We start from the raw sequence: 14,154 nt of genomic DNA, 5'->3' as shown, positions 1-14,154 counted from the left end.
AAAGGGATGCCTTCGCCAACCGACGGGCACGGAAAAGTGACTGCCACGCAGGCTGGTGTTCGATGAGAGCGGCGGAAGAGGATGCGCGCCGAAGTCCGGCCGAGCTATTTGCAGTTCATCCCGCGGATTGGTGCTGTCCGCAATACGTCATCATTAACGGATGGCTGTCGACGAACCGCTTGAGCCGTTAAGCGATGACGAACTAGGCATAATGTGCCGCCTGCTGGCCAGATACGCCGACTTCGAGCTGGACCAGTTTGAGCACTGGCGGATCGTGTCCAAGTACGGCCCGGTCTTCATCGACATCTCACGGCATACGAACTACGACTCTGACGGCATCTACTCGACCATCTGGCCGCCGCGCGCCGGTCAAGCCCCTTGACCAGCACGCATGACATTGTCGGCACCCGCAGCGCCTGGGCGTCTGCCGGCAGAGGTTTCTCACGGACGTGCCGGCCGGTCGCCCTGGGTGCGTCTTCGCTGATCAGGCGTGACAGCGCACCCGGGCCAGGATCGTGTCGGGTGCGACCGATGCGAGGTAGGAGCTCAGGGCTAGAGCGTGCTGGTCGGCGCCGCGGTTGCCGGTCTCCTCGCTGAGCCAGTCGCCGGTGAGGGTGATGTAGACGTAGGTGGACAAGGCTTGGGCGGCGGCGCGGGCTACGTGGGCGTGGCGGCCGTCGGCGAGGGTGGCGACCGGGTCGGCGAGCAGGAACGAGAACGTGAAGTAGGGGTGGCGCTGGGTCGCTGCTGCGGTGGCGACTGCCTGGACTGCGGGCTGGGCCAGCCATTCACCCTGGCTGTCGAAGTCCGGCATGGGTCGGGTGCCGGGGTGGGCCGCGGTCAGTTTCGCCCACGCGTCGAACTCGCCGGCTGCGTGCTGCACCGCGCGGTCCCGCTCGGCCGCGAAGTCGATCGCTGCCTTGGGGGCCGCGAAGGCAACCCGCCTGCGGCCGGGGCGCAGGCGGTCGAGGCCGCGCTGGAGCAGCGGGAACGCGGCGGCGTCGCGGGCCGGTTCCCAGCGGTCCCAGGTAGCCGAAGGGTCGTACAGGCCGCGGGTGTAGTTGTCGCGGTCGTACGGGGCGAGCGCCGCAGCGAGGGTGGCCGCGATGTCGGCTGGGGGCGTCGACGGCAGGAAGACGGTGGCGTAGAAATGCACAGCGTGCCATCCTACGGTCCGGCTGCGCCGCCCAGGAACGTTGCCGCGGCGCCTACCGAGCTCCCACTCGCCGTCCTGCTCGCTCGGCTGCCGCGGACCACGGCGGCACCGCCGACCTGCGGTCCGTCGTCGACGACACGACACCCGTGCCGCTGTTAAGGTCGGCGCCGATGCCGGCCACGGGGCTGGCCGACGTCCCCACGCCCAGGCCGATGGCTGGGGCTGCGATCTGCACGATCGAGCGTCGTCGTGCTGATCCGTCCGTCCCACTTCGCGAGCATCCGAGCATCTCATAGAGCCAGCACGACGACCGGGCCATCGGACGGGTAACCGCTCGACTCGACCACGACGTCGAGCCGCCGAGCATCGGACACCGGCACGACAGCAAGCCTCGGCATCGCCGCTGCCGTCACGCACTGTGACAGCAATGCCCTGCCTCACGCGCAGCACTCGCGGCAAATGAGATGCGCCCATCACGCGTCGTCTTCAAGTGCTGGATGAGTAACCGGCGCCAGATCTAGCATGCTCTCCATGAGCGACGTCGACCCCGGTGATCTACCTGAGCTGACGTTCGCACTCCCGACCATCCCGGCCTCGGCCGGGGCTCTTATACGTGGCCGCAAGGGCCGATTGCTCATCCTGAAGCCGACGTACAAGAGCGGCTGGACGATCCCGGGTGGGATTGTCGAGATCGGCGAGTCACCCTGGGATGCGTGTCGCCGCGAAACCAGGGAGGAGTGCGGCCTCGACGTCACCACGGGGCGGCTCAAGTGCGTTGACTTCCTCCGCCCACGCCCTGACCGTCCGGGTGGTATGCGCTTCCTTTTCGACTGCGGCGTCTTCGACGAAGCCGTCTTGGACACGGTGGTCATTCAGCCGGTCGAGATCGCCGAAAGCCAGATCCTGCCGATAGAAGCGGCGCTGCCGTTGCTCAGCGGACCAGTCCGACGGCGTGTACGCGCCGCTTGGAAGGCAAAACGGGTGCGCTATCTGGAGGACGGCCACCCGGTACATGGAGTCAGCCCTTAACTGCAGGGAATCGGCGTCCACACACAACGGCAAGGTGACTCGATGCCGCGCACTGGCTGGTCCGTGACTCGCGGCTGGACAAGCTACCGCGCTCTCGGATCCGACTTCCGGGGCTCGACGCGAGAGTTACGCTAAGTGGCCGCGGCCGCCTTATGTGCGTCCGGTGCAGTGACATCGGTGTCGGGGTTCGAGTTCTCCGGCCCGTTCATGGCGGATTTCGTGCGCGCGGTCAACGACCGAGCGCAACTGTTCGGCGGTGAGCCGGCGGGCACGCCAGACTAGTTCGGCGGCTTCATCGGAGTGCCGATGAACCCGGACAACGGCCGTAGACAGATCCATGCCGGCGAGCGCTCCCAGATCACTTCTGCTGACGTCGAGGATGGCGCTGAGGCTGGTTAGGAGGTCGGGCGTCAGGGCCTTCCGGCCTTCGCCGATCAGGTAGATCGTCGAAGTCGACAGCATCGGACCGCCGCCGATGCCGTAGAGATAGTAGGCGGTCGCCGTCCGGTCGAGATTGCGGTTGAGTAGTAGCCGCAGTATCAGTCCGCCGGGGGTGTTCGGATCGGTGCGATAGAGCGGTGCCGGTTCTGTCGGCCCGCTGGGGTGAGGCAGCGTCGGCAGTGACCGGACGAGTTCATACAGCTCGGGGACGGCGCGCGGCAGGAACGTCAACGGCCATGCCAGGTCTCTGATCTCGTGACGCGCACTCGCGTCCCGTGGGGCAAGATCATCGGGTACCGGCTGGCCCGCTATCACGAACAGGTCGCTGCGGTGAAGGCCGAGGACCGGTGCCAGGCTACGCAGAAGGTCCGGGCTCGGTTCGGCGCCATTGAGCACTGAGGTGATTTCAGCTTCCGGCAAACGCGCTTGGCGGGCCATCGTTTCTCGATCCAGATCGCGCACCTCAGCCAGCCGCATCAACAGCTCACGAAAGGCCGGCAGCTCGTCCACAGGCGCACCGTACAGAGCGCGAACGGCGGTTGCACCTACGCCGATCGGCACGGCTGCGGCGCGCGCGGCGCGCGGCGCCGGGTAGCGAGCGGTTCGCGGCATGTCCGAATGGCGCCTGCGGGGCCCACGAAGCCTGGCAAACGGCCAGGTCGCGTGGTGTTCAGGGCCGGGGAAGTAATCCCAAAATGTGTCTTCGCGGCCGACGAGCCACATTCCACCTCGCGTGCTGAGTTCTTCCCCGTCCATGGACCGATCATCTACCTCGTTCGCAAAGGTCCGATGAGAGCAGCACGTCCGCAAGTCTCGCTCGGCCCGGCTGCCCACCGCGCGCCTTGGGCACCTGCGCGGGATGTAGCGCCGTGGAGCGAGCGTCCTGCGGCAGGGAGAGGCCGCCGCTGGAGACGATGTCATGCCGCAACGCCGACGGGGCGGGTGCGTTATGGGGAGTCGGCGCGGCGGGCTGACCGGCGCAGCGTGTCGATCCCGACCAGAAACGTACCGCCGATCAGAAAGAACAAGCCGGCAAATCGGAGCTCGTCGGTCCTGTCGATGGGTGCGGCTACCGTGTCGAAGTTCAGGTCGCCGCCCTCGACGTGAACGACAACGCCCCGGTAGAACGTCACTCGTACCGGACGGCCCGCTACGTCATCGGGTAACGGTCCGTGGAGATACGAATCGATCGCAACCCGGCGGGCGCCGACATCCATCACGATCTCTTCGCGCGTCAGCGCAATCAACGTCGCGTCGACCGTGATCCGGCAATACGCCGTGGTGAACACCAGACTGTTCGAGCAGGTGGGAGCCTGCCGAAACCGGTCCAAGCCGACTGAGCCGAACAGCGACGCCACCAGCAACACAACGCCAACCGTCCAGAAGCCGGCCAGCACCAGCAACGCTTGCCGCGGTCTGAAGTCGTCCCCGCTCACACGCTCATGGTCGTATCCCGGTGCCAATCTCTGAACCTCTCCTCCTGTACGGCTCTGGTCGATGGCGAAGGATCAGGGTGGTCTGCGGCGCTGATCATCGACGCGGCACAGTGGTTCATTATTGACACCGATGCCGCCGGGAGGGTGGCCGAGTCGATCGCCGTCCGCGCCGGCGTCGAACTGGTGCAGATTCGAGATGGCTCACCATCGCGATCGCGTACCGCGATCCCACCACGCCGTCGAAGTCGCGAACGACGACAGCTTCGCCACGATGCGAGTACGTCCAGCGATCTCGCTGACCTGATGCGGCGCCCGCAGCGAGCAATTCGCGGCGCCCTCCCACGTTGTCCTGACCGGACCGCCCTGAACAATGGGCGGCGGCCCCGCCGTACAAGGAAAGGTTTTGATCATGGGTTGGAACACCTCGGTGCTTTTCCGTCAGGACGTGACGGCGGACGAGGCTGTGGACGACCTCGCCATCACAGATTTCAGCGGCGAACTGGTCGGAGCCGACCAGGCCACAAGCGCCCTCAAGCCCGACGCCCTCTATGCCGCCGAGTCGGATGGCTGGGTGCAGGTCTGGAACCCGATGATGGATGTGGTCATGGGCTGGGAGCCGACCGACCCGGCCAACGCTTTGGTGGTCTTCTTCAGCAGCGTTTCGAGCACATACGGCTTCACGCTGTTCACGCAGGGCGAACGCACCCGGCACTACGTCTACGCCGACGGTGTGGCCGTCGAGGACGAAGGAACACCGCTGCCGGTCGAGGCCGAGATTGCCCTGCCGTCCTGGGGCCCAGACGAGGACTTCCTCTGGTCGATCATCACGGCAGTCACCGGTCTCCGGTACGACGAACAGCTGCAGTACCGCGTCTACCCGGTGTGACGGACCATCGCTGGCCATCGCTCACGACCAGCGGCAGATCAGGATTTCGGCCAAGCCCGATATTCGTCTGGTGTGACCGCCTATTTGCTGTGGTGGGTTGAAGTTCAGGACCCCGATTGGACAGCCAGTCAATGTGCATGGCCCGTACGTTCGGCCGATGAGCTGTCTCGGGATGACGTCGGCTGGCTCGGCTACCGCTGAGCCACGAGCTGCCCGGCAATCTCAGCTGTCATGGCATCCGCGATGGTGGCCAGCTGCGCTATCAACGCGTCGGCGCGTGCGCTCGCGTTCGCCCCAGGAGTCGCCGACTTGAACAGCATCACGGTGACCGAGACGTTTCCGACGGCGGTGGTCTGTACTAGAGAATCGGCGGTGCCATCTGCGCTCATGGCGGCTCGTCCCGAAGGCGTCGTTCGTTCGATGGCCCGGAACGCACCAGATTTATCTGTTTTCACCCGGGCTGCATCGGTGGCGGCACTGTTGGTGACGTCGATCTCGGCGTTGCCGTGAGCGGTCTGGGTCGGAGCGAAGCCATCCCGATAAATCTTGATGAGCAGGGTGACCCAGAGGGCTCCCGACGGCAGGCGCCAACTGCAGTTGATCCATTGGTAGGCCTCCTGCTGCGGCGGGCTGGGAACCAGACGCCCCTTCCTGGAGCCGGTGAATCGCTTGGCCTCCGGAGAGTCGAGAGTGGGGCATTCGCCGCTCAGCGCGGAGTAGTAGACCGTCGAAACAGGCGAAGCGGACACTGGCGGAACACCGGGTTGCTGATGGGTGGCGCACCCGACCAGGACGACCAGCATTGCTACCACGCATAGGCTTGATAGAGATCGATGCACGCCGGGACGGTATCGCGGTGCGAGAGCGGCCACGTAGCAGGGGCACGGAGCGCTATGGCCCATGGCAAGCTCCGCGCTCGGTCAGCGGCAGATCCGGATGCCTGACGCCGTCGTCCACTCGCTGGATCACCGTCCCGCAAGATGTCAGACCCCTCCGCGAAGCGGTGGTAAGCCGGGCATTCCGTGCACTGTCACGTTGATCTTGCGAAGTTCCTGCTCGCTCAGAACAGGAACCCTCCACGATCCACACGCAGGCCGCGCAGCACCGACAAACCTGGCCGCATGGAGTGCCTACATGTCGGACAATTCGGCAGCTGTGGTGTCGACCTTGCGGAGTTACTGTCAGCTCCTAACAGCAACTCGGCTAGATCTACACGGATTCGGCGGCGAACCCGCAGCGTCGCCACCAGCCGGCGCTCTGAACCGCCTACCGGCGAGAAACCGGGACGCAGACCGGAATCCGCCCGTCCGAAAACTCAGCCACTCGCAAGGCGCGCTCATCGGCAGATCCGCGCATTTGGGTCTCGGGTGGTTTCGTGATCGCTTGCACGCAGCGTTAAGCTGCCCGAGGACGGCCGCCGATGTTACTGGGCGGCCAAGATCCGCGAGTGGTGCCAGTTCTAACGGACATTACGGCGCGCGGTGCTGGCAGGGTGGTGCGGAAGTCGCGAACATCTGGCGCCCAACTCGCTGACGAAGCCGGGAGTCTGAAGGTCCAGGGGACGGCTGCGGGGATACTGGCCCCGTGGAGACGTCCTTTGCGGCTGCTGGCTCGGCTGAGCCAGCGCTCACCTGGGTCGAGTCGCTGGGCGGCCCCCTGATAGCAGTGCCGATTTCTGCCTTGAGCCGATGGCGCGGAGGCACCGAATCGGGAATCGCCGCAGGCAGCGGCAGTGCGCTCGATGACTACGACCGCGCCTGCGAGGTCGACGGTCTGGCCGGCGTGATTGCTGTCGGCGACGACGGTGACCAGGGACTTGTCCTGGCCGACGAACCCGCGCTCAGTTGCTATCTGCCAGAGCACAGAGCCTTCGTCCGCTGGCTGGGCGCCGATGACGAAGGTGATCTGATCGCGGCGGCTCGCGCTGTGCTCGCTGATACCGCGATCGTGTGGGAGGAGTGTGGCGTCTGGACGACGGACGGACCGGCGATGCTTATGGACTCGGTGACAGCCGGCCTCGAGCTTTCGTCCGAGTACCCGAACGGCGGAGGTCTGCCGGACCAGGCCCCCGTTTCCGTTCCGTCCGGTAGCTGGACCGTCAGCGCCGTCCATGCCTCGCCTTCTGAGGACACCTCCGTGGGCGTAATTCGTCTTTTGCCGCAGTCGTCGAACTGAGCTGGCGCCCCGGTTGCTGCCGGTTTGGGCGGTTGGCAGCGGTGGTTCCATCTTGGACACTGAGGGGATGCGCCGACGTCAGGACCGGCTGCGCCGGATTGAGGGGCTTGACCCTGAGGCTGACCACCGGGAGATCTCGTCCCTGTTCTACCTCGACTTCGGGACAATCATGATCTTGCAGGCGATCACCGGCAACCTGATGACCTTTGCCGTGCCTCGGATGTCGCGGATTCTCAGCGCGACCGGGCAGTTCGAGCGGCACACCGCCAAGCGGTTCGTCGACACCGCGCTGCTCACCGGGGCGGTCCTGGAGCACGGGCTGCAGCCGGGCCCGGGCCGGGATGCGGCCCGGGCCGTCAACGCCATGCACCGGCATTACGACATCCACCCCGACGACTTCACCGCGGTCGCCTGTGACGCGCCGGTGATGTCCATCGACATCGCCGACCGGTTCGGCTGGCGGCCGGTCACCGACGCCGAGCGGGAAGCGCTGCGCATCCACTACACCGCCGAGGCGCGGGCCTTCGGCGCGCATCGGCCGGTGCCCGCGACCGTCGGCGAGATGGTCGCCTTCCGCGATCGGTACCTGGACGCCCAGGCTGCCTTCGAACCCCAGAACAAGCGGCTGGCCGAAGCCTTCCTGGGATATGTCGCCGGACTGTTCCCGCGGCCGGCCCGCCCGGCGGTGACGGCGCTCCTGGTGGCCCAGGTCGATCCGCGGGTGCTGCGCGCCTGCGGCCTGCCGGTGCCGTCCCGCGTCCGCAAGCGGGTGTCCGACGCCGTCCTGCGGGCGGTCGGGCTGGCGGGCCCGACCGCCGACCCGGTGCCGGGCAAGCCGAGCGGCATGGACCGGCTCGCGTCCCCGGTCTATCCGCACGGCTGGACCATCGGCGACCTGGGTCCGCGAACGGCGTCAGGCGACGGCTCGGTGCTCCCGGTTCGGCCGGGCGAGGATGGCGGCGATCGCGATCAGGGCGAACCCGAAGAGCGGTAGCTGCTGGAAGTCGCTGGGCGTCAGATACCAGCCTTCGCCCAGGTCGAGCGCCCGGAGCAGGTCGATCGTGGGACCGAAGGCGAAACCCTGGGCGTGCACCAGCTCGCCGGTGCCCAGCGGGTCGGCGATGGTCAGGTAGCGCACCAGCGACGCCAGGAAACCGATGGCCGACGGGATCACCAGGAGCAGGCCGGTCGCGGTCAGCAGCGAGCTGAGTTTGGGACGCCGGGCCGCCTGGATGCGGTGCGACAACGCGACCCCGATCAGCCAGCCGGCCAGCAGGCCCAGCAGGACTCCGGCGACGGTCAGCGGCAGATAGGACGCCGGCCGTTTCGGCCAGCCGGCGATGGTGATCGCCGGCTGGCCGCCGGCGTCGGGGTAGGCGTAGACGTCCAGCCGGACGTCCGCGTTCTCCGCGGCAAAATGCAAATTGGCCAGTACGCCGTCCGAGCCGTCCCCGGAGATCACCGGGCCGGTCGTCCAGCCGTCGGCGGCCAGCCGCTGACTCGTCGCTTCCACGGCTCGCCGGAGGTCGGTGCCGGCGGGGACCGTGCCATCGGCGTACACATAGTGGTTGGAATTTGAACTGACCCCGGGTTGGGCCAGGGCCGAGCGGACGTCGGGCAGATCGGCGTAGCCGAGCGTGCCCAGCCAGGAGCCGACGGCGGCGCCGAAGGCCCCGCCGATGAGCAGGGCCAGGACGGCCGCAACCACCGCGAGCGGGCGGCGGGTCGGCGGGCGGAACCGCTCGCGCAGGCCGTCGAGCACGAGTTGTTGTCTTTCGCCGCGGGTCACGCGGCCGCCGGGGCCGGCCATCTCCGCCATGGTCTCGATCAGCTCGGCGCCGTGCTTGCGGCGCAGCCGGGCCGGGTAGGCCGCCAGCAGCATCCTCATGCGGCACCACCCGAGAAACCGGGCCGCAAACGAAGCTGTCCCGCGGCGACGTCGGCCCGGCGGCGCAGGTGGTCGACCTGCTCGGCCAGGGCGGTCGTGCCGCTTTCGCTGAGGCGGTAATAGCGGCGGAGGCGGCCGTCGACTGGCTCCTCCCGGTCGAGGGCGATCAATCCCTGCTGGTCGAGGCGGTCGAGGGCGCCGTAGAGCGTGCCGGGCCGCAGGCGCACCTCCCCGTCGGAGAGCTGGGCAACGGCCTGGACGATGCCGTAACCGTGCAGCGGCTGGGCCGCCAGCGCGGTCAGGATCAGGAAGGTGGGTTCTTGCACGGCGCCGATAGTACGGCGGCGAAGGTATAACGTCAACGATGCTATCGGGGTGGGTTTCTGACCACGGGGAATGGGAATCGCGCATCCAAGGACGGCCAAGGAGGCGGAGATGCCCGCAGGTTCCAGCCCGAAGAGGGAACGGCAGTACGAGCACATCAAGGACAGCGTCAAGGACCGCGGCGGCTCCGAGAAGCTGGCCACCGAGATCGCGGCCCGCACGGTCAACAAGGAGCGGGCCCGGGCCGGCGAGTCCAAGACCGCCAGCCGCTCGTCGCTGAAGGACGTCTCGTCCGGGCACCGCGGCGGCAAGCGCTCGCACACCGGCGCGGCCGGGCGCACCAAGGAGCAGCTCTACAACGAGGCCAAGAAGCGCAACATCGCCGGCCGTTCGTCGATGAGCAAGGCCGAGCTGGAGCGGGCTCTCGCCCGCTAAGAGATGGCCTGGGCGATCTGGCGCGTGGTTTGTGCGGCGACGCGAGCATCAATCGAGGCGTACGAGGTGTACGCGTTGAGCCCGCTCGCCAGCGCCCACCCCCGCCCGCGCGCCCAGGTGGCGTCGTCCACGGCCAGCGCCTCCCGGAACGCCGCCCGCGGCCCCGGCCCGAGCAGCGTGAACGCCATCATCATGTCCTTCGCCGGATCGCCGGCCCCCAGCCCGCCGAAGTCGATGACCGTGCTGATCCGCCCGTCCACGGCGAGCAGGTTCCCGGTGTGGAAGTCGCCGTGGAACCAGACCGGCGTCCGGTCCCACTCCGGCGCGCTGAGCGCCGCTTCCCACACCCGGGTCATTGACGCCGCGTCGAATACCGCCGAGACCTCGGCGATGGCGGCCCGAGTCTCCGCATCCCGCGCGGCCAGGGACCGGCCGTCGGGGGAGGGCGCGTCGCCGGCCGGGATGGCCTGCAGCGCGGCCAGGAATCCGGCCAGCTCTGTTGCCGCTTGGATCGACTCGCCGAACTGCTCGACCGTGGCCACCTCGCCGGGCAGCCACCGGGACACCGCCCACGGCCAGGGATAACCCAGCGCCGGCCGGCCCACCGCGACCGGCTCGGGGATGGCGAGCGGGAGGTGCGGAGCGAGGCGGGGCAGCCAGGCGTACTCCTTCTCGGCCTGCCCGATCGCGCCGTCGTGCCGGGGTAGCCGGACCGCGAGGTCGTCGCCGAGCCGATGGATCACATGGTCGGAGCCGGCCTGCGCCATCCGGCGCAGCGGGAGGCCGGCCCACTGCGGGAACTGGCCATCGACCAGGGCGCGAACCAACCCGGTGTCAATCACGCAGGGACCGGATCATGCTCTGCAGACTGGCGTACGCCGCCGACTGCTCGGCCTGGGTCATCCCGCCAAGCATCCTGACCTCGACGGATCGAACCGCGGCCGAGGCCTTGGCGAGGCTGCGCCGGCCCTTGGGCGTGAGCCGGGTGGGCAGAACCTTCCCCACCGGCGCCTCGGCCGGCCGGGTCACGTACCCGTCTCGTTCCAGGGCCTGAAGCAGCACGTTCATCGACTGCCTGGTCACGAACGCTCCCCGGGCGAGCTCGGAGTTCGACAGCCCCGGACGTTGCGCGAGCAGCTCGAGGCAGGAGTAGTGCGTGACGGTCATGCCGAGCGGCCGCAGCACCGCCTCCATCGCCGCGCGCAGCGAACTCGACGCCTCTTTCAGCAGGTAGCCGAGTGAAGTTTCCAGGTCGACGCCCGCGTCGTCTTGACTCATGTCAGCATTCTGACATACCGTGGTGCATGTCAGGTAACTGACACCGCTTCCCAGGAGGATCAACATGCCCGTCACCGGCCCCGACTTCATCTCCCTGCAGGCAAGCGACCTGGCTGCGTCGCAGGCGTTCTACGAGCGCTATCTCGGTCTGGTGCGCTCGCCGGCCGGCCCGCCGCACGCCGTGGTCTTCGAGACGAAGCCGATCGCGTTCGCCCTGCGCGACATCGTCCCCGGCACCGACCTGGCGTCCGTGCCCCAGCCCGGCATCGGAGCGGCGATCTGGCTGCACGCCACGGATGTCCAGCAAATCCACGACGCCCTGGCCGCCGACGGCCACCCCATCGTCACGGCCCCGATCGACGGCCCCTTCGGCCGCACGTTCACCTTCGCCGACCCCGACGGCTACCAGATCACCCTTCACGACCGAGCCTGAGGCACCGCGGCCGCGCGGCATCGGACATCATCAACGCGTGGGCGACCTTCTGATCAATCTGCTGGCGAGCGTCATCGCCGGCACGGCCGTCTGGCTCGCGGGCTTCCTGCTGCGTCGACGTAGGCTGAGCCGGGAACGTGCTTTCTTCGGCCTGACCGCCGGAGGAAGCTGCCTGTTGGTGGTGTCCCGGCACGCGTCGTCACCGCGCGAGTTCAGCGTGCACCGCCGCGACGTGGCCGCGCTGGTGGAGCTGGCAACCATCGCCCGAGAGTGCGGCGCACACGCCGACCGGGTAGGCGAGAGCCAGCCAACCGGAGAGATAGGCCGACTGACCGAGTTCTGCGTGGGCGGCCCAGGCGACGCCAGCCCACGCAGCGCCACCCACGTACGCACGATCCTGCGAGGCGTGAAGTACGAGTATTTCGACGAGGAGAAGCGCCGGCTGTCGTTCACCGTCGGCGGCATCGAGTACGTCCTCAGCCCGGAAACCAGCTACGTCCTGCTGGCCCGCTTCTGGGGGCCGGTCGGCGGGCACCCGGTGTTCTTCGTCGGCGGCCTGAGCGCGGGAAGCAACCTGGCCGGCGCCCGCTACCTGGTCGCCCACCACACCGACCTCTATCAAACTTATGGAGCCGACCGCCCGTTCGCACTTGTTCTGCGCATAGTGGAGCCGGCCGCCTACGGCACCGACCTGACCGAACTGGCCGCCGACGTAACCGACGTAGCCTTCCAGCCGATTCCGCAGCCGGCGGAGTAGGCAGGCAAGGGATTTCGCTAGGCGCCGAGCCGCGCACCTGTGGTCATGGAGACAGGGCCAAGGTGTTGCGCACCTGCTGGTGTAGACGTATCTGGCCGTCGGTGCCGCGGGCCCGTTCGAGGTGGTCACCGGCGATGGCCTTGACGGTGTCGTGGTCGGTGCTCGCGATGGCGTCCCACATCGCTCGTTGGCCGTGTGATCGGCTGAAGGTGTACCACTGGTCGACGTCGGTGAAGGTCACCTCGATGTCGAAGTGGGTCGTCCGCACACCGGTGTACCCGGCTGCCACGATCAGCTCTTCGACGCCGGTGTCGCTGCTGAAGGGTCCGGCGGCTCCGGTGGTCCGCGCGTCGAGCAGTCCGGCCGGTAGGTACGGCCGGAAAGTCGCGTCGACCGTCTCCCACACCTGATCACGGCCTGCGAAGGTCGAGATCGCCAACCGGCCGCCCGGCGCGAGGAGGCGCCGCCAGGCGACCAGAGCGGCGAGCGGATCAGGCAGGAAGAATACGACCAAAGAGGAGATCACGAGGTCGTACGCGGCAGCCGGCAACGACGGCGATGAGGCATCCAGGACCTGAACGTCGACGTTCGACAGACCGAGGCCGGCGATGTCGGCCGCGCAGGCCTCGACCATGCGCGGCGACAGATCGATGCCCTGCACATGGCCGCCGGGGCCTACTGCGCGCGCCAGGGCGGCCGTGGCGGCTCCCCGTCCGCACCCCACGTCGAGGGCCCGCTCACCGCTGACGGGTGAGGCAAGGCGCACCAACTCCTGCGCGATGGGCGTGAACCACGGCACGCCCACGGTGTCGTAGACGTCGGCTACCTGGTCGAAGACCGCCGCCACCCGTGCGCTCCTGGCCGCCTGCTCGGTCAGATCCATAGGAGCAGTCTTGTCGGTGCAGACCTCGGCGGCCAGACCCTGGGTCAGCCCGGATCGCGACAGATCACCGCTCGCGATCGAGCGCCGTGCTCTTGAAGCTGCCCACAAGAATGGCGGAGCGCCGGCCTCATGGCCGCAGCCGTCATTGGGACTCGCGGTGGATGGTTATGCCGGTGAAGTAGCGGGTGTCGGCGGGGGCGAAGACGTCATCTCGGTAGCCGCCTATGTCGGTGGCCGCCGCTGACCTGATCAGGGCTGGGCGGATTACGTAGTCGTCGGTGGCGCCGGAGCCTCCCGTGGCTGGGCCTATGCCTACGGTCAGGGTGCCGGTCTCTGGGCGTAGGCGGTACAGGTAGTCCGACGTTGTGTGGTGGGCGGGCTGGACTACCACGTACCAGACCCAGCCGGACACCGTTGCCGGGGACGCGGAGATTGACAGCGTCACCTTGGTTTCCTGCGTGGTCAGGCCGTTGGCCGGTGCGGTGATGGTTGCCCGGGCGCTGACCGTCACCGGGGGCGTGGTGGTGTCGATGACCTTGGGTGTGGTGGTCGTGGGGTTCACCGGGACGCGCTGATTGCCCAGCCCACCGCCGTTGCCCGAACCGCCGCTGACGGTGCCGCCGGTTCCCGAGCTGCCGCCGGACGATGGCGGGGAGGTAGGTGTCGACGTCGGCGTGCTTGACGGCGGGGTCGAGGCCGGCGCCGAGCCAGGGCCGGCCGACGGGGTCGCCGTGACTGTGTTGCGGCCTCGCACGTAATCCAGGGCGTCTACGACGCTGACGCCGAATACCTGGGAGACGTCGGCGAAGACGCCGATTCCGGTGATTACACCCGCTATGGTCAGCCACCTGACCACCTTGGCCCGTTTTCCGGACGTGGGCTTCTGTTCGTCTACCGGATTTGTCATTCCACGCTCCCCAGGACGGCCGCCCCCCAACGGCCGGCCTTGGAGTTGTACGGACGGTGACTTCCGGACAGACGTAGGCGTTCGTCTATTTAGTACTGTCCGATCATCCGACTCGGAGGAGGCGGC

At 67.9% G+C, this 14,154-nt stretch carries 18 protein-coding genes; 8 read left to right on the top strand and 10 right to left on the bottom strand.

The features are described 5' to 3' along the window. Window positions 1-160: 160 nt before the first annotated feature. Window positions 161-382, top strand: a complete 222-nt coding sequence (locus Ate02nite_RS27110; protein ID WP_203810378.1) for a hypothetical protein — start codon at window positions 161-163, stop codon at window positions 380-382. A gap of 102 nt (window positions 383-484) precedes the next feature. Here the strand turns inward: Ate02nite_RS27110 and Ate02nite_RS27105 are convergent, their stop codons facing one another. Beyond that, on the bottom strand, window positions 485-1,156 hold the full coding sequence (locus Ate02nite_RS27105) for a hypothetical protein (protein WP_203810376.1): 672 nt from the start codon (window positions 1,154-1,156) through the stop codon (window positions 485-487). A 531-nt stretch (window positions 1,157-1,687) separates the two neighbouring features. Between Ate02nite_RS27105 and Ate02nite_RS27100 the strand changes: the two genes are divergently transcribed. Further along, the gene (locus tag Ate02nite_RS27100; RefSeq protein WP_203810374.1) at window positions 1,688-2,185 is read left to right on the top strand and encodes an NUDIX domain-containing protein; all 498 of its coding nucleotides are present in this window, start codon (window positions 1,688-1,690) and stop codon (window positions 2,183-2,185) included. A gap of 150 nt (window positions 2,186-2,335) precedes the next feature. Here the strand turns inward: Ate02nite_RS27100 and Ate02nite_RS27095 are convergent, their stop codons facing one another. Both Ate02nite_RS27095 and Ate02nite_RS27090 read right to left on the bottom strand, forming a co-directional pair. Next, window positions 2,336-3,136 (bottom strand): XRE family transcriptional regulator, encoded by an 801-nt coding sequence (locus Ate02nite_RS27095; protein WP_203810372.1) that lies wholly within the window; start codon window positions 3,134-3,136, stop codon window positions 2,336-2,338. Window positions 3,137-3,573: 437 nt separating this feature from the next. After that, complete coding sequence (locus Ate02nite_RS27090; RefSeq protein ID WP_203810370.1) at window positions 3,574-4,062, bottom strand: hypothetical protein; 489 nt, start codon at window positions 4,060-4,062, stop codon at window positions 3,574-3,576. Window positions 4,063-4,471: 409 nt separating this feature from the next. Between Ate02nite_RS27090 and Ate02nite_RS27085 the strand changes: the two genes are divergently transcribed. Further along, window positions 4,472-4,948 carry a hypothetical protein gene (locus tag Ate02nite_RS27085; RefSeq protein ID WP_203810368.1) on the top strand — a complete coding sequence of 159 codons (477 nt, stop codon included), beginning with the start codon at window positions 4,472-4,474 and terminating at the stop codon, window positions 4,946-4,948. 191 nt (window positions 4,949-5,139) lie between these two features. Here Ate02nite_RS27085 and Ate02nite_RS27080 read toward each other — a convergent pair whose 3' ends face one another. Next, window positions 5,140-5,751 (bottom strand): hypothetical protein, encoded by a 612-nt coding sequence (locus Ate02nite_RS27080; protein WP_203810366.1) that lies wholly within the window; start codon window positions 5,749-5,751, stop codon window positions 5,140-5,142. A gap of 781 nt (window positions 5,752-6,532) precedes the next feature. Here Ate02nite_RS27080 and Ate02nite_RS27075 point away from each other — a divergent pair. After that, entirely contained in the window at window positions 6,533-7,123 is a 591-nt protein-coding gene (locus Ate02nite_RS27075) for an Imm21 family immunity protein (protein WP_203810363.1), read from the top strand. 67 nt (window positions 7,124-7,190) lie between these two features. Next, window positions 7,191-8,117 (top strand): oxygenase MpaB family protein, encoded by a 927-nt coding sequence (locus Ate02nite_RS27070; RefSeq protein WP_203810361.1) that lies wholly within the window; start codon window positions 7,191-7,193, stop codon window positions 8,115-8,117. Here Ate02nite_RS27070 and Ate02nite_RS27065 read toward each other — a convergent pair. After that, complete coding sequence (locus Ate02nite_RS27065) at window positions 8,037-9,011, bottom strand: hypothetical protein (RefSeq protein WP_203810359.1); 975 nt, start codon at window positions 9,009-9,011, stop codon at window positions 8,037-8,039. The two genes, Ate02nite_RS27070 and Ate02nite_RS27065, sit on opposite strands and share 81 nt — an antisense overlap. Continuing rightward, the gene (locus Ate02nite_RS27060; protein WP_239147715.1) at window positions 9,008-9,337 is read right to left on the bottom strand and encodes a PadR family transcriptional regulator; all 330 of its coding nucleotides are present in this window, start codon (window positions 9,335-9,337) and stop codon (window positions 9,008-9,010) included. Before Ate02nite_RS27060 ends, Ate02nite_RS27065 begins: the two co-directional genes overlap by 4 nt. 109 nt (window positions 9,338-9,446) lie before the next feature. Here Ate02nite_RS27060 and Ate02nite_RS27055 point away from each other — a divergent pair, with 109 nt between their 5' ends. Further along, window positions 9,447-9,770, top strand: a complete 324-nt coding sequence (locus tag Ate02nite_RS27055) for a plasmid stabilization protein (RefSeq protein WP_203810355.1) — start codon at window positions 9,447-9,449, stop codon at window positions 9,768-9,770. Here Ate02nite_RS27055 and Ate02nite_RS27050 read toward each other — a convergent pair. Both Ate02nite_RS27050 and Ate02nite_RS27045 read right to left on the bottom strand, forming a co-directional pair. After that, window positions 9,767-10,612, bottom strand: coding sequence for an aminoglycoside phosphotransferase family protein (locus Ate02nite_RS27050; protein ID WP_239147714.1), 846 nt, complete (start codon window positions 10,610-10,612; stop codon window positions 9,767-9,769). The genes Ate02nite_RS27055 and Ate02nite_RS27050 overlap by 4 nt on opposite strands. Further along, on the bottom strand, window positions 10,605-11,048 hold the full coding sequence (locus Ate02nite_RS27045; protein WP_203810353.1) for a MarR family winged helix-turn-helix transcriptional regulator: 444 nt from the start codon (window positions 11,046-11,048) through the stop codon (window positions 10,605-10,607). Before Ate02nite_RS27045 ends, Ate02nite_RS27050 begins: the two co-directional genes overlap by 8 nt. Before the next feature lie 64 nt (window positions 11,049-11,112). Between Ate02nite_RS27045 and Ate02nite_RS27040 the strand changes: the two genes are divergently transcribed. Then, window positions 11,113-11,481: a VOC family protein gene (locus Ate02nite_RS27040; RefSeq protein ID WP_203810351.1), complete on the top strand. Its 369-nt coding sequence runs from the start codon at window positions 11,113-11,115 to the stop codon at window positions 11,479-11,481. A gap of 37 nt (window positions 11,482-11,518) precedes the next feature. Continuing rightward, entirely contained in the window at window positions 11,519-12,238 is a 720-nt protein-coding gene (locus Ate02nite_RS27035) for a hypothetical protein (RefSeq protein WP_203810349.1), read from the top strand. A gap of 43 nt (window positions 12,239-12,281) precedes the next feature. Here the strand turns inward: Ate02nite_RS27035 and Ate02nite_RS27030 are convergent, their stop codons facing one another. Beyond that, window positions 12,282-13,121 (bottom strand): class I SAM-dependent methyltransferase, encoded by an 840-nt coding sequence (locus tag Ate02nite_RS27030; protein ID WP_203810347.1) that lies wholly within the window; start codon window positions 13,119-13,121, stop codon window positions 12,282-12,284. 142 nt (window positions 13,122-13,263) lie between these two features. Next, window positions 13,264-14,028 (bottom strand): hypothetical protein, encoded by a 765-nt coding sequence (locus Ate02nite_RS27025; RefSeq protein WP_203810345.1) that lies wholly within the window; start codon window positions 14,026-14,028, stop codon window positions 13,264-13,266. Between the last annotated feature and the right edge of the window lie 126 nt (window positions 14,029-14,154).

Origin of the sequence: Paractinoplanes tereljensis (assembly GCF_016862435.1) — a bacterium.
Classification (GTDB): domain Bacteria; phylum Actinomycetota; class Actinomycetes; order Mycobacteriales; family Micromonosporaceae; genus Actinoplanes; species Actinoplanes tereljensis.
This window is presented reverse-complemented; position numbering and strand designations above follow the sequence as displayed.